Origin of the sequence: Aquimarina discodermiae, assembly GCF_040786235.1 — a bacterium.
Classification (GTDB): domain Bacteria; phylum Bacteroidota; class Bacteroidia; order Flavobacteriales; family Flavobacteriaceae; genus Aquimarina.
The window spans coordinates 64,325-84,613 of the sequence record NZ_JBFMKP010000018.1; the positions used below are offsets into that span (position 1 = coordinate 64,325).

Sequence of the window (20,289 nt, forward strand, 5' to 3'; positions counted from 1 at the left end):
TTTTATAATATTGTTTGTCAAATGTTATCGTATCGTTTGATACGGTGTAAAACGATCATGGTTTCTTGGGGATCGTTACAGTTTAAAATGATTGATATAGGTTTCTAAATCTTTATCACCTCGTCCAGAAAGACTAATGACCACCACATCATCTGGTTTAAATTTTTTATCATTAAAAATAGCCAGTGCGTGAGAGGATTCTATTGCGGGAATGATCCCTTCTAGTTTACATAATTCTAATCCTGCAATCATAGCATCATCATCGGTTACAGAAAAGAATTTACCACGACCGGTACGATACAAATGAGAATGTATCGGTCCTACACCAGGATAATCCAATCCGGCAGAGATAGAGTAGGGTTCTGTGATTTGTCCATCATCGGTTTGCATTAATAAGGTTTTACAACCATGAATGATTCCTTCTTTGCCTAATTGAGAGGTGGCAGCACTTTCACCACTATGAATTCCTTTTCCGGCAGCTTCTACGGCTATAATCCCCACGTCGGGATTGTCTAGAAAATGATAGTATGTCCCGGCAGCATTACTACCGCCACCTATACAAGCTACTACATAGTCAGGATTTTCACGACCTTCCTTTTCTTTTAATTGCCATTTGATTTCTTCTGATATGATGGATTGAAATCGGGTTACCATATCAGGATAGGGATGAGGTCCTATAGCAGATCCAATAATATAATGGGTGTCTACAGGATTGTTAATCCAATCTCTAATAGCCTCGTTGGTGGCATCTTTTAGGGTTTTACTACCAGAGGTTGCGGGTATCACTGTGGCTCCAAGCATCTTCATTCGTGCTACATTAGGAGCTTGACGTTTAATATCAATTTCTCCCATATATACGATACACTCGATTCCCATCAATGCGCAAACCGTAGCAGTGGCTACGCCATGTTGTCCAGCGCCTGTTTCTGCAATAATTCGGTTTTTGCCTAGTTTTTTGGCTACCAGAATCTGACCAATCGTATTGTTTACTTTATGTGCTCCTGTATGATTTAGGTCTTCACGCTTTAGGTAAACTCTGGTATTGTGTTTTTCAGAAAGACGTTTTGCAAAGTACAGAGGAGAAGGGCGCCCTACATAATCTTTTAATAACTGATTGAATTCTTCTTTGAAAGAAGGTTCGCTAATCACCTCTAGGTACTTCGTTCTTAATTCTTCTACATTAGGATATAACATTTCAGGAATATAAGCTCCCCCAAAGTCTCCGTAATACCCTTTTTCGTCTACTTGATAATTCATAGTTATTCGTTATTGGTTGCTATTTCGTCATTTAAAAATGAATCTGTAAATAGCTGTTTTTTAAATTCTTTTAGTTGTTGTATGTTTTTTAATCCTGGTGCTGTTTCAAACTTACTATTCACATCGATGGCATATAGAAATTTAGAAACAGGTTTGTCTAGAAATGATGAAATGGATTCGATCTCTTCTAATCCAATACCGCCACTTAAAATAAACGGCTTAGTAGAGGGATAGTTATTTAAAACACGCCAATCAAATGTATATCCGTTGCCTCCTTTTTCTTTTCCTTTAGTATCAAATAAAAAACAGTCTACAATAGATTCGTAAGGCGTTAGTCTCGAAAAATCAAATTCATCTTTGATAGAAAATACTTTCCATAGTTTTATCGATAACTCTTTACCGAGTTGTTCTATAGCTGCTTTTAGCTCATGACAATATGCTACAGATTCATTACCATGTAATTGTACCGCTTTAAAATCGTATTGTTGTATTTTTTCTAAAACGAAATCTATAGTTGCATTTACAAATACACCAGTTTTTTTTATGTGATCAGGAATGTTAGGGATATCTCCTTCAAAATTACGAGGTGATTTCTCATAGAAAATATATCCTAAATAGTCAGGTTGTAATGCAGTTACATCCTTTATGTTTTCTTGATATTTCATTCCGCACACTTTCAATTTCATGATATCAGGATTTAATCATTAAGGTTTTTAATGAATTCTAAAGCACTAGCCCCGGGATTTTCTGTTTTCATAAAGTTTTCTCCTATAAGAAAGCCTTGATAGCCATAGGGCTGTAGATCTTTAATGGCTTCGATACTACTGATACCACTTTCTGAAACTTTTACAAAATCATCTGGAATTTGGGTACTTAGCGATTTACTAATTTCGGTACTAACCTCAAAAGTTTTTAAGTTTCTATTATTTACACCTAGCATATCCAGCGAGGGCATGATAGATTTTTGTAATTCTTCGTGATTATGAACTTCTAACAATACATCTAGCGATAGGCTTTTTGCAAACTCTGAAAGAGATTTTATTTGATCTCTTGTTAATATTGCTGCAATAAGCAGGATCACATCGGCACCATGTGCTTTTGCTTCTAATAATTGGTATTCATCGATGATAAACTCTTTGCGTAATAGAGGTGTTTGCACCGATGCACGGGCAAGTAGTAAGTCATCTAGAGAGCCACCAAAATATTTTCCGTCTGTTAATACTGACATTCCACATACCCCGGCAGTTTGATATCCTTGTGCTACTTCTGTCACGGTTGTTTTTTGGTTGATCAGAGCCTTAGATGGTGATCTACGTTTATGTTCTGCAATGATGCCTGTTGTGCTATTTCGTAAAGCAGTTGCCAGCGAGTTTTTTGCACGGTCAAATAATACAGAGTTCTCCAATTGTTTAATAGGGATGATACTCTTTTTTAATTCAACTTCTTTGTGCTTGTCAGCGACTATTTTATCAAGTATGTTCATGTTTGGTTACTAGTGTTGTATATAGGCTTTTATACTACTTTTATAAGTTGCCCTTGTTTTTTTAATTGGTCATTCATCAATAGTCTTACAGACTCAAAATAGTCGGTTTCAAAAGTGATCACTTCTACTTCTTCTTCAGGAAATTGATAGTCGTACTCTTTTTCGATAACTCCGTCTGCGTCTATGGTATCTATACAAAAGTCCGAGTTTTCTGATTGGTTTAACTTTCCGTAAAATAATGTTGCGTCACTATCCTGAAACTCGAATAAACCATATTTGTTTTCACACCACTGTAATGTTTTTATAGGGGATGTGAATGTAAAACCTTCGGGGATATTCGTGTCTATTTTTTTTAGTGTAAGAACACGTGTTATTTTATTTTCTTTACTTTTTGATTTTCGTTTCTTAATTGCACTTTTCCGGTAAAGTTTGAATCCATCGACTACATAATCTACAGGAATATGTTTTACCAAAATCCAATCTTCATTTTCCGTAATTAATAATCCGGTTTCCTTTTCTTTTGACCCTGCAATTTTATAGGTTTCAACTTTCATTGTAAGTGTTTTGTTGGTAATTAATTTTTACTTAATTCCTGTACTTTCTTTAAGGCAGCTAACCCTTTGCCTGATAGCAAAGATTCTTTTGCTTTTTCAAATCCTTGCTTAGGTTGTAGGCCTTCTACCGTAGCAATAGCTATACCTGCATTTGCACAAACCACATTGTTTTGAGCTTCGGTTCCATTACCACTTAAAATATCCATAAATATTTTTGCCGATGTCTCTATAGAGTCACCACCAGAAATTTCACTTTGCTTTAATGCAGCTACTCCAAAATCTCGCGGAGTTAAGATACCTTCTGTATGATTTGAAATTGTTTTTGTGCTTCCCGTTAGTGATATTTCGTCGTACCCATCTAATGCATGAACAATGGTAAAGTTTTTATCTGTATTTTGATAAAGATAACCATACATCCTTGCTAGTTCAAGATTAAAAACACCTACCATTTGATTTTTTGGAAAAGCAGGATTTACCATCGGCCCCAACATATTAAAGAATGTTTTTACTCCTAATTCTCTTCGTATAGGAGCAACATTTTTCATAGCAGGATGAAATAATGGGGCGTGTAATACACAGATTCCAGCTTCTTCGATACTACGTCTTAGAAAATCCTTGTCATTACTAAACTTTATCCCCAGATGTTCCATCACATTCGAACTACCACATTTTGAAGAAACACCGTAGTTACCATGTTTTGTAACCTTGATTCCGGCTCCTGCAGACACAAAAGAAGATAGGGTAGAGATATTAAACGTGTCTTTACCATCACCTCCTGTACCGCAAAGGTCGATAGGATTATACTCCTTTAGATCTACCGCAATACAGAGCTCTAATAAAGCATCTCTAAAACCTTCGAGTTCTTCTATAGTAATGCTACGCATCATATATACTGTAAGAAAAGATGCAATTTGACTTTGATTAAACTCTCCTTTAGAGATGTCTACCAAAACACTTTTTGCCTCTTCTTTAGAGATGGTCTCATGATTGATTAATCTGTTAAGTAAATTTTTCATAACCAGGACCCTAAGCCTTTTTGTACAAAGACTTTTGTATGGGATTGTTTTTAATTAATACTTAGTTATCATTTGTTGTATACCAAAGATCAATTATTGATCCAGTTTTCTAACATTTTTTTTCCGTCTGGAGTTAATACCGATTCTGGGTGAAATTGCACTCCTCTTACATCAAACTCTTTGTGTCGTAACGACATAATCTGCCCATTTTGATCATATGAAGTTACTTGCAAGCAATCGGGTAAATTGGTTTCTGATACTACCCACGAATGATATCTTCCCACATCAAATGAGTTTTCAAGACCTTTGAAAAGAGGCTCATCTGTAACCGATAATGTCACATTGGTAGCTACACCGTGATATACGTCATTAAGATTGATTAGGCCTGCTCCAAATACTTCTCCTATAGCTTGTTGTCCTAAGCAAACCCCAAAAATACTTTTGCTATCAGCATAGGTATTAATAATATCTTTCAATAATCCAGCTTCGTCTGGGATTCCCGGACCTGGAGAAAGTAGAATTTTTTCGAAAGGAGCTACATCTTCTAATCGTAGTTGATCATTACGTTTTACTACCACTTCACAACCCAAATCTTCTAGGTAATGAACCAGATTATAAACGAAAGAATCGTAATTATCTATTACCAATATTTTTTTACTCATTATTCTTTATTTTAGTTTTAGAGTTTCCTCCAAACTTTTGGATATATTTTTATATTTCTTCTGCTAATTCTAATGCTTTTGTGAGTGCACCTAATTTGTTATATACTTCCTGAAGTTCGCTTTCTTCTTTAGAGTTATTAACCAGTCCGGCACCGGCTTGCCAATGCAGTTGATGATTTTTACTTAAAAATGTACGTATCATAATGGCATGATTAAAGTTGCCAGAGAAATCCATAAACCCAATGGCACCTCCGTAAAAATCTCTATTTACTGTTTCATACTTTTCTATTAATTGCATAGCCATGTGTTTTGGAGCTCCGCTTAATGTTCCTGCAGGAAAAGTATCGGCAACCACTTGCATGGTAGTAGTGTGGTCATGCTTTTTTCCGGTTACTTTACTTACCAGATGTATTACATGCGAATAAAACTGAACTTCTCTATAGTTTTCGACAGTAACATTACTTCCGTTTCTGCTCAAGTCATTACGAGCAAGGTCTACTAACATTACATGTTCTGCATTTTCTTTTTCATCGACCGATAATTTTTTAGCAAGCTCTGCATCTTGTTCATCATTTCCGGTACGCTTAAATGTTCCTGCTATAGGGTGGATTTCGGCAATATTGTCCTTTACAACAAGTTGTGCTTCAGGAGAGCTTCCGAATATTTTAAAGTCACCATAGTCAAAATAAAAAAGATACGGTGATGGGTTAACGCTTCTTAAGGCTCTATACACATTAAACTCGTCCCCTTTAAATTTCTGAGAGAAACGCTTAGATAATACCAATTGAAATACATCTCCTCTATGACAGTGCTTTTTGGCAAGAGCGACATGCTCTTTATATTGTTCGTCATTTAGGTTTGATGTGGTATCACCCACAGTAGTAAAATTATAAGAAGCAAAATTCTTGACTTTAAGCAGCGATTCTATTTCTGGGATGTTACTTTCTGAGTTGTAGCAATGAGCAAAAATATAGGCTTCATTAGTAAAATTACTGATAGCAATGATATTTTGATATACCGTGTATTGCATATCGGGTATGTCTAGAGAGCTTTCTTTTTTTGAGATGTTGATATCTTCAAAATACCTAACAGCATCATAGGAAATATATCCAAATAAGCCATTGTTTATAAATTTAAAATCGCTTTGAGTGGTTTTAAATTGATTTCCAAATTGTTCAATTACCTGCGGAATGTTGGTCTTTTCTGTTATCGGTGTTTTCTGGATACTTTTGTCAGGAAAAGATTGATAAATCGTTTCGTTTTCAATTTTAATGGTAGCAATAGGATTGCAGCAGATATATGAAAAACTGTTTTCACTACCTCGATAATCATTGTTTTCTAGAAGTAAACTGTTGGGGAAACGATCTCTAATCTTTAGATATACACTTACAGGAGTGAAAGTATCTGCTAGAACTTGTTTGAAATGTGTGGTTAGAGTATAGCTCATTTTACATGTTTGTTTATCATTTTTCTAATGTGCCATGTTACTATTTTATTGTGCAACATTTAGAAATAATATTATTTGTTTTGCTTTTCTTTAAAAAAGCAATAAAAAAAGGCTTGTCGTGATTTGACAAGCCTTTGATATGTTAACTTAACTTATAACAATAGGATCTATATCACGACATTTTCGCTTAGAGAAGACCACCACCAATTATTTGTTAAGATTACTTTCATTTTTTTAAATATTGAGCCAAATATATAAATTATTTTACAATTAGGAAGATAAAATAATTACATTTTTAAGTTTACAGCTAACTCAAATTCATCACTAATGGTTTTGTCTCCTAAATTGTCAAAGAAACTACCTGATCCATACTTGATGTCATACTTGGTTCTATCTACTTTTAATGTGGTGGTAGCAGCGTTTTCTTTGATTGCAAGATCAAAAGTTATTGGGTTTGTTTTTCCTTTTATAGTAAGACTACCCTCTATACTATATCCTTCTTTTCCTTTGGTCGCTTTTTTAATTGTTAACTTAGCAGTTTTGTGATTAGCAACTCCAAAAAAATCATCAGAATTAAGGTGTCCTTCTAGTTTTTCTTTTCCAGCTCCAGCTTTTAAATCTGTAACCGTAAGAGAAGTCATATCAACAGTAAATTCTCCACCACTAATTTGATCTCCTTCAAAAGTTAGATATCCACTAGAGAAACTTAAAGTTCCTGCATGAGATCCTGTAACTTTTTTACCGGTCCAATTAATCGTGCTTTCTGAAGTTTTGATTTCTTTTTTCTGAGCAAAAGTAGTTGTAGAAGCAACAACGATAAGTGCGATTATTAATTTTAGCTTGTTTTTCATGATTTTAAAATTAAATAGGGTTATATAAATTAGTAATTAGTATTTCTTAGTTTATTTAGTAATTGATCCAGTAAGATTAAATCTTCTTGAGAAAGAGAAGATGTGATGTTGTTCTCGAATTTTTCCATGACAGGGTTTACTTTTTTTAAAAAATCTTCTCCCTGTTGAGTAATGGTAATTTCAACTTTTCTTCGATTAGAAGGACAAGTAATTCTGGAAACAAATTTCTTGGTGATTAGCTTGTCTACCAAACGAGTTGTGTTACTCATTTTTGTAACCATTCTTTCCTGAATAGTAGAAAGGTTAGCAGGTTTCCCTTTTTGACCTTTTAAAATTCGAAGTACGTTAAACTGTTGTATCGAAACATCAAATGGTTTTAACTCCAGGTTAATTTTATCCATCATCCAGTTTTCGGTATACAGAAGATTAATAATAACCTTCCTATTAACTGGTAGTTTGACTTCTGTTTTTATGATTTTTTCTATGCTCAATTGTTTATACAAAATTTGTATATACAAATGTATGTTGGTTTTTGTTTGAAAAAAGATAAGGTTGTATTAATTCTTTGTTAAAATTGAATTTAATCGTGGATTGCATAGTATAATTGTTGTTTGGTTTAATGAATGTTGGTTTTAAAAGTATAGACCAAGAATATTTTAGATAAAATTTAGATAAAATTCAGAAACTCTGTTAATTTCCTTTTGCTTAATTAATGGTTTTGATAAATTAGTAGTATGTACAAGTGTTTTTTATATATGATTTTGATCATCTTTTTTGTCGGTTGTAAAGGAGAAAAAACTGCTACGCTTACTTGTACAGATAGTTTTAATGGAGATGGAGTAGAAATTCCTGTCTACGATTTTGAAGGGATTACACCTTTACTCCATAGAAATGATGGGAAAACGAGAATAATTAATTTTTGGGCAACCTGGTGCAAGCCTTGTGTGGCAGAATTACCATATTTTGAATTAGTAAATAGTAGATATCCTGATGATAAGGTAGAAGTAATCCTGGTAAGTCTGGATGTACCCAATCAGGTAGAATCCAAATTAATTCCTTTTTTAAAAAAGCAAAAGATACAGAGCAAAGTAGTTTTGTTAGATGACCCAGATGCCAATTCCTGGATCCCAAAAGTGAATCTTAACTGGACCGGCTCTATACCTGCAACAATTATTTATAAAGGAGGTGTACGCCGTTTTTATGAACAGTCTTTTACCTATAATGAACTAGAAAAAGAATTAAAAAAAGTATTATAGTAAATAACTAAAGCTTTAGAAAAAATGAAAACATTAAAAATTTTAGTTATCGTAACCTTTGTAATTGCAGTAAGTGCTTTTGCATTGGATAAAGTATCGAATCCTAAAATGAGTAAAGGGTATTCGATAGGAGATGTTGCCACCGATTTTAACCTTAAAAATGTTGATGACTCTTTTGTGTCTTTGGCAAATTATGAAGAAGCAAAAGGATTTATTTTGATTTTTACATGCAATCATTGTCCATATTCTGTTGCATACGAGGATAGAATAATAGCATTGGATAAAGAGTTTAAAGCCAAAGGGTATCCAGTTATCGCTATTAACCCTAATAACTCAAAAGCATATCCTGGTGATAGTTTTGACAATATGAAAAAAAGATCTAAAGAAAAAGGGTTTACTTTTCCTTATTTATTTGATGATGGTCAAAAAATATATCCGCTATACGGCGCTACCAAAACACCTCATGTCTATGTTCTTGAAAATACCGCAGAGGGTAATGTGGTAAGGTATATTGGGGCCATAGATAATAACTACAAAGATGCTGATGCTGCCACAGCAAAATATTTACAAGATGCGGTCAATGCACTTCTAGAAGGAAAAAAAGTACCCATAGAAGTGACCAAGGCAATTGGATGTAGTATTAAGGCATAAGACTGGTCTGTTTTTTGATTAAGTTAAAGCAACAGTATATAATTTCTTTAAGACTCACTATCTTTGTAATAATTACAATATAGTGTTGTAGTAATGAAGTTTTAATTAATATATTTTTTTAAATGGCAGAAGATATCACACAAGAAGAATGGCAAGAACAAATCGCTACCGATGAAAATGCGGTAATTTTGGATGTAAGAACAGAAGAAGAAGTAGAAGATGGTTATATCCCAAAAATGCGTAATATAGATATTCGTTTAGGACAAGAATTTTTGGATGAAGTAGAAAAGCTTGATAAATCTAAAAATTATTATGTTTATTGTCGTTCTGGAGCACGTAGTGCCCAAGCATGTGCGTTGATGGAACAAATGGGATTTGATACTACCTATAACCTTGTAGGAGGTTTTATGAATTGGGATGGTGAAGTAGTAGAATAAGTTATATCCATGAGCAAGAGTTTCCTTTTTTTATTGTTGTTTTCTTCATTGTTGTTTGCTAGTTGTAAACAAACAAAAGAAGATACTTTTATAGTAGAATTAATTTCTGTAAAAGAAATGGATTCTTTGTTAAAAATGGAAAAAATACAACTTATAGACATTAGGACTTCTTCAGAATATGCCGAAGGTCATATAGAAGGAGCTACCAATATAGATTTTTGGGCCTCAAATTTTACAGATTTGATTTCTACAATAGATAAAACCAAACCTGTGGCAATTTACTGCGGTAGAGGTAAAAGAAGTAATAAGTGTTCTGCATTTATGAAAAAAGCAGGATTTACCAAAATATATGATCTGGATGGAGGAATTTCTGAATGGAAGTTTAAAGGAAAACCTACGACGATGGATTAGTACATTAATACCTTAAAAAACAACAAAACCCCTTGAAAAAGGGGTTTTGTTGTTTTAATATGTGCTTGAAGCAAAAGAGTTCAAGTTTTTTGTTACAAGATTTTAGACTATTCATAAACAATTTCTACAAGTTGTATTAATGTAAAACAATGAACTGATCTGTAGATATTTCAGGCATTCATAAATTTAAGTACTTCATAGATTATAATTGCAGGCCAAACAAGAGCTTTTAATAATCCCAAAACTCCTGCCCAGAAACTAGTGGCAGTACCGATAAAATAAACGGCCGCTCCTATAAACCCTAATCCATATATGGTATTAGATGATGTTTTCTTTTGTATTTGTTCTTTCATGGTGTATTGCATATTACTTATTCACTTTACCTATAGAGCAATTCATGTAAGACTTTGCTTTTGCTACTATTGGGTTGGAATCACCTTTTGTGGGATATTCGAATTTAGTTAATTCCTTTTGAACGTTTTCAAGCCCATCATTAGTTTCATAACTAAAAGATATGGTGCGCGTATCTACATTTATAGAAATGTCTTTAATACCAGGTAGTTTATGAATTTTTCTTGCAATAGTACTTTCACATCCGCCACATTTTAGATTCTGTATAGCAACTGTAGTTTTCATGTGTTTATATGTATAAAATTAAGATGTTGACAAAGTAGAAGAACAAAATGCCGAATCCTATGATAAATATCAGGATCGTTACTGATTGATGTCATTTTTTAAAAACTCATAGGCTATTACTTTTGAGGTAATAATCAAATATTTTTCAATGGATGTATCTGTTTTTTTAGCTAAATTTTGGGGCTGGTATCTGATCGTTTTTTTCTTCGTTCTTAGTTTTAATCCATCTAGAATTAAAGAAGTTTTTGAAAACCTTAAAGATCAGAAGTTTTTAATTATTACCTCTTTTATAGCTATTGTTATTGGGTTGATTAACATATTACTGCATAATATATGGGAGTCAAATTGGAAATTCATCATTACTTCGATCGGATGGATAGCTTTAGGTTTAGGTCTATTGTTGTTTGTTTTTCCTATAGCAACCATAAAGTGGCTGAAATTTATCAATATAAAACTTGTTCAGATATTGTATGTGCTACTGTTTTTGGCAGGAGTATTCTTATTAAATAGAGCATACGAATTAGTGCCTTACTAAATATTGTTGTCCATCAACAAGTATTAAAAACAAATGGTATGTTTCGTTTGCTAGTGAGTTTTAGTTTTTGAAAAACAGATACACAATAAAGAAAAAATCATGAATCGTTAAAATAATAAAGTAGTATGAAAATTAATATTCAATTTGTACAAATACCAGTAAGTGAAACTCTGGAAGCATATGTACGAGAAAAACTAAATAAGATATATAAAAAATATGATTGGGTAATTAAATCCAACGTGTTTTTTAAAAAAGAGAATGACCCCAAAGGAGAAGGAAAGATTTGTGATTTGGAACTAAGTTTACCAGGACCAAAAATATATGCAACATCCAACGCAAAGAACTATGAATTGGCTTTTAAAGAAACACTTGATGATATAGAAAAACAGCTCAAAAAGAGAAAAGGGGAAATGAAACCTTATATGTAAAGCATAAAAAATGAAAAATAGATATTAACCATACTTTAAATATCATTGAAAAAATGAAATAGATGTATCATTTATAATGGTATTATAATATCTAAAAACAACTTGATGAAACTATTACATCCACCTTTATTAGTAAGATATTAGGCAAGAAGAGATAGAGGTAGGGAGTTGTAGGAAGGGGCTAATGAAATAAGGGTATATGACAAATATTATCTCGTTGAAGCCAAAACACTTCATATAGAAAGTTTATCTGCTCATTCAGATCAAAGGGAATTACTCGATTAGATTAGTGAAATTAAAAATACCCTCAAAAATGGTAACAAACAGATTGGATAAAATAATATTAAAATATAATAAAAATGAACTTAAAAAATATAAATAAGTCATATGCATATATGATTAGTATTATTTTACTGATCGGATGCTCCTCTAGCGAATTAATAGAAAACTGGAAAAACCCTGACATTTCTACTTTCGAAGCTAAGAAAGTTTTTGTGATTGGTATCACACCTAATTTGGACAATAGAAAGGTTTTTGAGCAAAAACTAACTTCAGAATTAAGAGAAAATAATGTTAATGCGTTTAGGAGTCTGGATTTTTTTGAAAGATTTTATGCGGATTCTCCTATAACAGAAGAAGGGTTGATGAAGCTAGAAACAGAATTGCTTCAAGAAGGTTTTGATGCAATACTATTGTCAAAGGTAATAGGTGTCGAAGATAAAGTAACGGTATTATCAGCAACTAGAAATCTTGATAAGACTTTTAAGAGTTTTAGAAATGATTATTACGAAAATCAGGATATTTATTTTCAAGAAGATTACTACAATGAATACCAGATTTTTCATGCACAATCTTCTTTATACTGCATATGTCCTGATAAAGAAAAGGAAATTATCTGGAGAGGATCCATAGATGTTACCGAACCAGAAAATATAAAAAAGGCGGTTAATGATTATGTGAAAATTTTGATATGGGCCTTAAAAGAACAACAATTATTAATAATCGAATCTAATATAGATGAAAATCCTAATATATAGCGCTAAAGATTTTGAGATTCCTTTTTTAGAAAAAGAGAATAATGATCAATTTCAAATAAAGTATATACCAGATCGGCTTAGTGCCGATACCGTTCAATTGGCGCTGGGTTTTGATGTTGTATCAATTTTTTCGGCAGATGATGGATCCTCAAAAGTTCTGGAACAACTTAAAAGTTTCGGAGTTAAGTATATCACGCTTAGATCTACAGGTTATGATAATGTAAATCTATATAAAGCCAATAAACTAGGGTTAAAAGTTGCTAATGCTGCCGGATACTCTCCTTATGCCATTGCAGAACATGCTTTTACTTTATTGCTGACACTTAATCGCAAAATATTAAAAGCACATGAGCAAGTACAGAATTATAATTTTTCGCTAAGTAATCTGGTAGGGTTTGATTTAAACAATAAAATAGTAGGAATTATAGGCACCGGAAGAATAGGTAAAGTAATAGCAAAGATTGCCAGTGGTTTTGGATGTAATATTATTGCCAATGATCTTTATGAAGATAAAAATTTAATACATAATTATCAGATTATATATAGTGATTTAGCACAATTGGCGAAACAATCAGATGTTGTGTTTTTATGCGTACCATTAACATCCCAAACTCATCACTTGATCGACGCAAAAATCATAGGATATATGAAGCGAAGTGCAATATTAATAAATATAGCCAGAGGTGGGGTAGTGCATACAAAAGATATCATCAAAGCCTTAGAACTAAAAAGCATTGCGGCTTATGGGGCAGATGTATATGAAAATGAAAATGGTATTTTCTTTTATAATCATTCAAAAGATAAGCTGAAAGATAACATATTACAAAAGCTTATTAGTCTTCCTAATGTTTTGATTACTCCTCATCAGGCATTTGCTACCAATGAAGCCTTGACGAAAATTGCCAAGGCAACTTTTGATGCTATTAGAAGTTGGAACCTAGGAGAAACTGCCCAAAACGAACTGGTAATAGATTTAGTGAGGTAACTTACTTTTTACCAATCCATATAAAAAAGTGCCTAGAATAGCAGATAAAATTACGATTAGGATAGGTAGATAACCAGCACCGAGTAGTGTAAACATTGGCCCAGGACAAGCACCTGCTAGTGCCCATCCCAATCCAAAGATAATTCCGCCAAACATATATCTGTTAAAACCCTTATCTTTTGGCGAAATATAAATTTCTTCACCATCAATAGATTTTATTTTCTTTTTTTTGATGAACATTATGAAGATCATCCCTAGTAAAATAGCAGAACCAATTATACCGTACATATGAAATGATTTAAAAGTAAACATTTCATAGATTCTAAACCACGAAGCTACTTCAGATTTAAATAATACTACTCCAAAGAAAATTCCTATCAGTAAATATATAATTGAGCGCATAATTAAAAAATTAAAGGGAAAATAAAATGAATCATTGTTAAACCGCCTATAAAAAAACCTATAACGGCAATAAGAGATGGTAACTGTAAATTGCTTAATCCAGAAATTGCATGACCAGAAGTACAGCCATTAGCATAGCGGGCTCCAAAACCTACTAATATACCCCCAATGACTAGTATTAAGATACCTTTTGGATCGGTTAGTACTTCATTAGAGAATAATTTAGCTGGTAAATATGCTTCTCCTGCATCGGCAAACCCTTTTTTTTCAAGATCCAAAATAAGTACTGGATTTATTTTTACAGGGACATCATGTGATAGATAGGTGCTTGCTAAAAAGCCTCCTAAAATGACCCCTAAAACCACAATGAGATTCCATCGTTGTGCTTTCCAATCAAACCTAAAAAAATCTACAGTTTTTCCTGCACCACAAATGGTACACAATGTTTTTAAGTTTGAAGACATTCCTAGCTTTTTACCTGTCATGAGTAATAAAAACAGAGTAAAAGCGATTAAGGGACCCGAAATATACCAGGGCCATGGTTCGTATATCCAATTCATATTTTTAAGATTTTGTTTTTCAGGTTTTACCTTTTATTTTAGTCTGTTTGAGCACACATAATCAGTGGTCTTAACACCAGTTTTCATTATTGCATTAAAGCCTCCGGTAATATCTATCATATTGTGAATACCGCGGCTCTTTAAAATTGATGCAGCAATTACTGACCGGTAACCACTTGCACAATGAAGATAGAAAGTTTTATCACTCGGAAAATCTTTCATATGATCATTTATAAATCTTAAAGGAGTATTTACAGCTTTATCCACATGCTCGGCACTAAATTCACTTTCTTTTCGCACATCAAAAACGGGAACTTCATTAGACAGAACAATATTTTCAAAATCTGATGCAGTAATAGTATCTATCGTATCATATTCTTTTGATGCTTCTTTCCACTGATTAAAACCCCCATCCAAATAGCCCAATGTGTTATCAAACCCCACTCTAGATAATCGAGTGATTGTTTCTTCTTCACGCCCTTTTGGAGTAACTAATAGTATTGGATGTTTTACATCTGCAATTAAAGCTCCTACCCATGGAGCAAAAGTACTATCCAATCCTATAAATATTGATCTAGGAATATGTCCTTTTACATATTCAGTCTTGTCTCTTACATCAAGTATAATAGCTCCTGATTCATTTGCCAATACTTCAAAGTTTTCTATTGACAAGGGTTTTGTTCCTCTTTCTATAACAACATCAATATCTTCATATCCTTCTTTGTTCAATTTGACATTTAAAGGAAAATAAGATGGAGGTGGTAATAAACCGTCTGTTACTTCTTTTATAAACTCTCGTCGAGTCATATCTGCACGTAATGCATAGTTTATTTGCTTTTGATTACCTAACGTATCTATGGTTTCTTTCATCATATTTTTTCCACATGCAGAACCTGCACCATGAGCAGGATATACTACGACGTTATCTGCCAATGGCATTATTTTATTTCGTAAACTATCATACAGTGTTCCTGCTAATTGTTCCTGTGTCATATCAGCTGCTTTTTGTGCAAGATCAGGGCGTCCCACATCCCCCAAAAATAAGGTGTCGCCACTAAAAATAGCATGATCTTTACCATTTTCATCTCGTAGTAAATAAGTAGTACTCTCCATAGTATGTCCAGGCGTATGAAGTGCAATTATTGTTAGGTTACCAAGTATAAACTCTTGTTCATCTTTTGCTATTACTGCATCAAAAATAGGATTAGCATTAGGGCCATAAATAATCATTGCGCCGGTTTCTTTGGCAAGTGTAACATGACCACTTACAAAATCTGCATGAAAATGAGTCTCAAAGATATATTTGATTTTTGCATTATCATTTTTAGCTCTTTCGATATAGGGGCTTACTTCTCTTAACGGGTCTATAATTGCAGCTTCGCCATTACTTTCTATATAGTATGCCCCTTGAGCGAGGCATCCGGTATAAATTTGCTCTATTTTCATGATTTCTGTTTTTTTAAAATTTAATAAGAGGATTGCATTCTAAAATAAAGTATAGCTGATTACAGTAATTTGTTACTTTTGTTTTAGTTATTTGGGGTGTGTTACATTAATTCCTTTATAAGGATATAAATACTCATACTTAAAACAAACCACCCAAATCCTTTTTCCAGTTTTTTACCATTTACATAGTTAGAGAGATACATTCCTATGAATATACCTATTATTGAGATTATACTAAATACTAACAAAAAATTCCATTCTATCATAAGATTTTCTATATCGCCCATAAATCCAATTATTGATTTAATTGCAATTATTAATAGTGATGTTGCGACAGCTTCTTTCATAGGTAGTTTGGCAAAAAGCACCAATGCAGGAATGATTAAAAAACCACCTCCCGCCCCAACAATACCAGTTAGGGCACCTACAAGTATGCCTTCTATTATAATGATAGGATAATTATAAGAAACAACCATTTCTTTTTTTAAAGCTTCTTTTCTTTTTTTAATCATTGAAAATGAGGCAAAAAGCATGATGATTGCAAAAAATATCATTATTGCTATGTCTTTTGTAAAGATAAATTCTTGGATAGAAAATAACTTATTAGGTATTGCAGATACCAAGTATTTTCTTGTTAAGTAAACAGTTATAAAAGCGGGGATCGAAAATACAATTGCAGTACGAATATTAATTAGTCCTTTTTTAAAATTATTAATAGCACCAACAAATGCCGTTACTCCTACCACAAAGAGAGAATATGCAGTAGCAGTTATAGGGGGTATATGTAATAAATAGACAAAAATAGGGACTGTTAAAATCGACCCTCCACTACCAATTAAACCCAATACAATACCAATAAATAATGCCCCAAAATACCCTATAAACTCTATAGCTTCCATTCAATTGCTTTTGGCAAAAATACCATCAGCGAATAATGATTTCAGTAACATTAGTTACATTAAGTCTAAAGATTTATAATTTCTATATTATTTCTGTTTAATTTTATTTTATTATCATTTTCAAGTTTCTTTAGTAGTCTTGATATCACAACTCGGGATGTATGTAAGTCGTATGCAATTTGTTGATGTGTATTTCTTAAAATAGCAGTATCATTTACTTTCATTTTATCTTTAAGATATTTAAGTAATCTTTTATCCATGTTTAAAAAAGCAATGCTGTCGATGGTTTCAAAAGCCTCCATAAGACGATTATGGTAGCTATCAAAAACAAAGTTTCTCCAAGTTTTGTATTTTGCGGTCCATTCTTCCATTTTTTCAATAGGAATCATAATTAATTTTACATCAGTTTCTGCTATTGCTTTGATACCACTCTTTTGGTGCCCCATACAACATGATAAAGTAATGGCACAAGTATCTCCTCGTTCCAGGAAATATAATAAAAGCTCATCTCCATTATCATCTTCTCTCATTATTTTAATAGCACCGTTAATGATCAATGGCATTGATTTGATGTAGCTGCCAGGTCTAATAAGTTCAACCCCTGTAGTAACTTTTTTAAAAGTTCCTGTTTGATTAATCTCTTCGAGTAACTCTTTTTCAAAATAGGAGGCATAGTTTTCTTGTAGCTCTTGTGTCATTTTTGTTTGGTTTTATATGGATCTAACTGCTTTTTACTTTCTCGATAACCTAATTCATATATTTTGTCCATTTCGCTATGGCTAAAAATGCTATAATTGCCAGGGAAAAAGCATTTAAAAACATAGTACCTTTTCTCTATATTCTTTATCAATCAATGCTTTTGCCTTGGTTATAACCTAATTACAAAATGTTCTTTTACCTGTTCTTGTCTAATAAATACAAACCCTAGCCTATAAGTATCTATAGTAACCGTTACACTAGGATGCTTTTTAATCATATTCCAGATGGTTACATTCTCTTTGGTTTGGTGTATTTTGTTGCATAATAGTAAAGAATCATTATGAGTTTTAGAGAATAAGGTGTCAAGTTGGATAGGTACACATTGTGATACATCCAGATATATTAGATCATAGTTGCTTTTATCTATTTTGCGAGAAACTGTAACTTGATTATTAAGTGAGATAATTTGTTGAATAAGATGGGGTGTATTTTCTAATAGTAAAACATTTTTATATCTTAAATAAGATAGTAATCGATCCAATAGGGTAAGGTGTTTGTAGCTAAGAGATGGTTTGTTTTGTTGTTTATAAATCGATTTGATAAGAGAATAAGACGTTTTTTTTTTACGATTGTAGAAACATTTGGTAACCAAAGAATATACAAAAGGTGAGTGTACCCCATGTTGATTGGTTGATTTGATCAGAAATCTGAAATATTCCTTAATTCGAAATAGCATATATTTTAATTGAAATTAACCTTCCATCTTTTCAGAAAGTTCTAACCATCTCATTTCATTATCTTCGATATCTTGTATAATCTTCTGAAGCTTTTGTGATTCTTCATTAATTTTATCGCCTTCCAGATCTCCTTGGGCAAATAGGTTTTCAATTTCTTTTTTTCGAAGCTCTAATTTTTTAAGATCTCGCTCAATTCTATTAAACTCTTTTTGCTCATTATAGGATAGAGCGGTTTTATTATCTTTTTTCCATGAGTTTTTAACCTTTGGCTCTGTAGGAGTTTCTATTTTGACTTCAGGCTCTTTGCTACTCTCATAAATTCGATAGTCTGTATAATTACCAGGAAAATCTTGTATGACTCCTTTGCCTTTAAAAACAAATAGGTGATCTACAATTTTATCCATAAAATATCGATCGTGTGAAACTACCATCAAACATCCTGGGAAATCCAACAAAAAGTTTTCGAGTACATTTAAAGTAACAATATCGAGGTCGTTAGTAGGTTCATCGAGAATTAGAAAGTTAGGATTTTGAATTAAAACGGTGCACAAATAAAGCCTTTTTCGTTCCCCACCACTAAGTTTTTCTACAAAATCATATTGTTTTTTGCGATCAAAAAGAAAACGTTCTAATAATTGCTGAGCAGAGATTTGTCTGCCTTTTTTTAGTGGAATATAATCTCCAAACTCTCGTATTACTTCGATTACTTTTTGCCCTTCCTTAATTGTAATGCCTTTTTGGGTGTAATACCCAAATTTGATGGTGTCACCGATAACAATTTTACCGTGATCGGGGGTAGTTGCACCGGTAATCATATTTAAAAAAGTAGATTTTCCTGTACCATTTTTACCAATAATACCAACTCGCTCTCCTTTTTTGAAGACATATTCGAATTTATCTAATAGTAGAAGATCATTATAACTTTTAGAAATTTTATGAAGCTCGAGTATTTTACTACCCATACGTTCCATATTAATTTCGAGTTGTACTTCATGATCATTACGGCGTTTGTGTGCTCGTTCTTTGATTTCATAGAAATCATCGATCCTAGATTTAGATTTGGTAGTACGAGCTTTTGGCTGTCTTCGCATCCAGTCTAGTTCCTTTTTATAAAGTTGTTTTGCCTTTTCCGTAGTAATTTGCTCATTAGCAATTCTTGCCTCTTTATTGTTCAAATAGTACGCATAATTCCCTTTGTAGCTATAGAGTTGACCGTTCTCTAATTCTACGATTTCATTACATACATTTTCAAGAAAATAACGGTCATGAGTGACCATAAATAGTGTAAAGTTCTCTTTTGCAAAATACTCTTCTAACCATTCGATCATTTCTAAATCCAAATGGTTGGTAGGCTCATCCAGGTATAGTAATTCGGGTTTGCTTAATAAAATATTAGCAAGTGCAAGACGTTTTTTTTGTCCTCCGGATAGGTCACTTACTTTTTTACTTAGGTCATCTAGCTTTAGTTTAAAGAGAATTTGTTTGTATTGTGTTTCAAAGTCCCAGGCATTATTGGCATCCATTTGTTCAAATGCATGTTGGTAAGCTTCTGTATCTTCTGGGTTTTGAAGTGCTTTTTCATACGTATCAATTACCCGAAGTATTTCATTGTCTGATGCAAAGATGGTTTGCTCAATGGTAAGATTGGGGTCTAAATTTGGTTCTTGCGGTAGGAATGCTACTTTTAAGTTTTTACGATAAACGACTTGACCTTCATCGGGTTCTTCGTCACCTGCAATAATATTTAGAAGCGATGTTTTTCCAGTTCCGTTTTTGGCTACAAAACCAATTTTTTGGCCTTCATTAATACCGAAAGAGATACCCTTAAAGAGAATACGTTCTCCAAAGGATTTTGCTATATTTTCTACTGATACGTAATTCACAATTTTATATAAAGACG

The 20,289-nt window shown here is 32.8% G+C and carries 26 protein-coding genes; 8 read left to right on the forward strand and 18 right to left on the reverse strand.

Translation table 11 applies throughout. From position 1 onward, the window contains the following. Positions 1–75: 75 nt before the first annotated feature. The 9 genes from trpB to ABW636_RS13010 all read right to left on the reverse strand — a co-directional run bounded on the left by trpB (position 76) and on the right by ABW636_RS13010 (position 7,761). Positions 76–1,257, reverse strand: coding sequence for a tryptophan synthase subunit beta (gene trpB, locus ABW636_RS12970; RefSeq protein WP_367590453.1), 1,182 nt, complete (start codon positions 1,255–1,257; stop codon positions 76–78). Positions 1,258–1,259: 2 nt separating this feature from the next. After that, positions 1,260–1,943: a phosphoribosylanthranilate isomerase gene (locus ABW636_RS12975; protein WP_367590454.1), complete on the reverse strand. Its 684-nt coding sequence runs from the start codon at positions 1,941–1,943 to the stop codon at positions 1,260–1,262. A gap of 11 nt (positions 1,944–1,954) precedes the next feature. Further along, a complete protein-coding gene (trpC, locus tag ABW636_RS12980) occupies positions 1,955–2,740 on the reverse strand; it encodes an indole-3-glycerol phosphate synthase TrpC (RefSeq protein WP_367590455.1) in 786 nt (261 codons plus the stop codon). A gap of 29 nt (positions 2,741–2,769) precedes the next feature. Next, complete coding sequence (locus ABW636_RS12985) at positions 2,770–3,294, reverse strand: hypothetical protein (protein WP_367590456.1); 525 nt, start codon at positions 3,292–3,294, stop codon at positions 2,770–2,772. A 20-nt stretch (positions 3,295–3,314) separates the two neighbouring features. After that, positions 3,315–4,310 (reverse strand): anthranilate phosphoribosyltransferase, encoded by a 996-nt coding sequence (trpD, locus tag ABW636_RS12990; protein ID WP_367590457.1) that lies wholly within the window; start codon positions 4,308–4,310, stop codon positions 3,315–3,317. 89 nt (positions 4,311–4,399) lie between these two features. Next, complete coding sequence (locus ABW636_RS12995) at positions 4,400–4,972, reverse strand: anthranilate synthase component II (RefSeq protein WP_367590458.1); 573 nt, start codon at positions 4,970–4,972, stop codon at positions 4,400–4,402. 49 nt (positions 4,973–5,021) lie between these two features. Continuing rightward, the gene (locus ABW636_RS13000) at positions 5,022–6,419 is read right to left on the reverse strand and encodes an anthranilate synthase component I family protein (protein ID WP_367590459.1); all 1,398 of its coding nucleotides are present in this window, start codon (positions 6,417–6,419) and stop codon (positions 5,022–5,024) included. 287 nt (positions 6,420–6,706) lie between these two features. After that, positions 6,707–7,270 (reverse strand): YceI family protein, encoded by a 564-nt coding sequence (locus tag ABW636_RS13005; protein WP_367590460.1) that lies wholly within the window; start codon positions 7,268–7,270, stop codon positions 6,707–6,709. Positions 7,271–7,299: 29 nt separating this feature from the next. Then, a complete protein-coding gene (locus ABW636_RS13010) occupies positions 7,300–7,761 on the reverse strand; it encodes a MarR family winged helix-turn-helix transcriptional regulator (RefSeq protein WP_367590461.1) in 462 nt (153 codons plus the stop codon). Between the two features lie 264 nt (positions 7,762–8,025). On the opposite strand from ABW636_RS13010, the gene ABW636_RS13015 reads away from it, so the two are divergent. The 4 genes from ABW636_RS13015 (at position 8,026) to ABW636_RS13030 (ending at position 10,025) form a co-directional block, all read left to right on the forward strand. Then, positions 8,026–8,526, forward strand: coding sequence for a TlpA family protein disulfide reductase (locus ABW636_RS13015; protein WP_367590462.1), 501 nt, complete (start codon positions 8,026–8,028; stop codon positions 8,524–8,526). A 24-nt stretch (positions 8,527–8,550) separates the two neighbouring features. Next, positions 8,551–9,177: a thioredoxin family protein gene (locus ABW636_RS13020; RefSeq protein WP_367590463.1), complete on the forward strand. Its 627-nt coding sequence runs from the start codon at positions 8,551–8,553 to the stop codon at positions 9,175–9,177. Positions 9,178–9,299: 122 nt separating this feature from the next. After that, complete coding sequence (locus ABW636_RS13025; protein WP_367590464.1) at positions 9,300–9,614, forward strand: rhodanese-like domain-containing protein; 315 nt, start codon at positions 9,300–9,302, stop codon at positions 9,612–9,614. 9 nt (positions 9,615–9,623) lie between these two features. After that, on the forward strand, positions 9,624–10,025 hold the full coding sequence (locus tag ABW636_RS13030; RefSeq protein WP_367590465.1) for a rhodanese-like domain-containing protein: 402 nt from the start codon (positions 9,624–9,626) through the stop codon (positions 10,023–10,025). Between the two features lie 170 nt (positions 10,026–10,195). On the opposite strand, the gene ABW636_RS13035 is transcribed toward ABW636_RS13030, so the two are convergent. Both ABW636_RS13035 and ABW636_RS13040 read right to left on the reverse strand, forming a co-directional pair. Continuing rightward, positions 10,196–10,378, reverse strand: coding sequence for a hypothetical protein (locus ABW636_RS13035; RefSeq protein WP_367590466.1), 183 nt, complete (start codon positions 10,376–10,378; stop codon positions 10,196–10,198). 13 nt (positions 10,379–10,391) lie between these two features. Further along, positions 10,392–10,661 carry a heavy-metal-associated domain-containing protein gene (locus tag ABW636_RS13040; protein WP_367590467.1) on the reverse strand — a complete coding sequence of 90 codons (270 nt, stop codon included), beginning with the start codon at positions 10,659–10,661 and terminating at the stop codon, positions 10,392–10,394. Between the two features lie 148 nt (positions 10,662–10,809). On the opposite strand from ABW636_RS13040, the gene ABW636_RS13045 reads away from it, so the two are divergent. The 4 genes from ABW636_RS13045 (at position 10,810) to ABW636_RS13060 (ending at position 13,646) form a co-directional block, all read left to right on the forward strand. Beyond that, a complete protein-coding gene (locus ABW636_RS13045; RefSeq protein WP_367590468.1) occupies positions 10,810–11,196 on the forward strand; it encodes a hypothetical protein in 387 nt (128 codons plus the stop codon). Positions 11,197–11,321: 125 nt separating this feature from the next. After that, the gene (gene hpf, locus ABW636_RS13050) at positions 11,322–11,624 is read left to right on the forward strand and encodes a ribosome hibernation-promoting factor, HPF/YfiA family (RefSeq protein ID WP_367590469.1); all 303 of its coding nucleotides are present in this window, start codon (positions 11,322–11,324) and stop codon (positions 11,622–11,624) included. Positions 11,625–11,983: 359 nt separating this feature from the next. Further along, the gene (locus ABW636_RS13055; RefSeq protein WP_367590470.1) at positions 11,984–12,661 is read left to right on the forward strand and encodes a hypothetical protein; all 678 of its coding nucleotides are present in this window, start codon (positions 11,984–11,986) and stop codon (positions 12,659–12,661) included. Further along, complete coding sequence (locus tag ABW636_RS13060; protein ID WP_367590471.1) at positions 12,642–13,646, forward strand: 2-hydroxyacid dehydrogenase; 1,005 nt, start codon at positions 12,642–12,644, stop codon at positions 13,644–13,646. The genes ABW636_RS13055 and ABW636_RS13060 overlap by 20 nt, the downstream gene beginning before the upstream one ends. On the opposite strand, the gene ABW636_RS13065 is transcribed toward ABW636_RS13060, so the two are convergent. From ABW636_RS13065 to ABW636_RS13095, 7 genes are all read right to left on the reverse strand, one after another. Further along, positions 13,635–14,048: a DUF6691 family protein gene (locus ABW636_RS13065; RefSeq protein ID WP_367590472.1), complete on the reverse strand. Its 414-nt coding sequence runs from the start codon at positions 14,046–14,048 to the stop codon at positions 13,635–13,637. The two genes, ABW636_RS13060 and ABW636_RS13065, sit on opposite strands and share 12 nt — an antisense overlap. Before the next feature lie 2 nt (positions 14,049–14,050). Continuing rightward, a complete protein-coding gene (locus tag ABW636_RS13070; RefSeq protein WP_445012688.1) occupies positions 14,051–14,608 on the reverse strand; it encodes a YeeE/YedE family protein in 558 nt (185 codons plus the stop codon). Between the two features lie 33 nt (positions 14,609–14,641). After that, positions 14,642–16,054 carry an MBL fold metallo-hydrolase gene (locus tag ABW636_RS13075; RefSeq protein ID WP_367590473.1) on the reverse strand — a complete coding sequence of 471 codons (1,413 nt, stop codon included), beginning with the start codon at positions 16,052–16,054 and terminating at the stop codon, positions 14,642–14,644. 101 nt (positions 16,055–16,155) lie between these two features. Beyond that, positions 16,156–16,953: a sulfite exporter TauE/SafE family protein gene (locus tag ABW636_RS13080; protein WP_367590474.1), complete on the reverse strand. Its 798-nt coding sequence runs from the start codon at positions 16,951–16,953 to the stop codon at positions 16,156–16,158. A gap of 65 nt (positions 16,954–17,018) precedes the next feature. Next, on the reverse strand, positions 17,019–17,651 hold the full coding sequence (locus ABW636_RS13085) for a Crp/Fnr family transcriptional regulator (RefSeq protein WP_367590475.1): 633 nt from the start codon (positions 17,649–17,651) through the stop codon (positions 17,019–17,021). A 170-nt stretch (positions 17,652–17,821) separates the two neighbouring features. Then, a complete protein-coding gene (locus ABW636_RS13090; RefSeq protein WP_367590476.1) occupies positions 17,822–18,388 on the reverse strand; it encodes a hypothetical protein in 567 nt (188 codons plus the stop codon). Positions 18,389–18,403: 15 nt separating this feature from the next. Then, positions 18,404–20,272 carry an ABC-F family ATP-binding cassette domain-containing protein gene (locus tag ABW636_RS13095; RefSeq protein WP_367590477.1) on the reverse strand — a complete coding sequence of 623 codons (1,869 nt, stop codon included), beginning with the start codon at positions 20,270–20,272 and terminating at the stop codon, positions 18,404–18,406. Positions 20,273–20,289 lie beyond the last annotated feature (17 nt).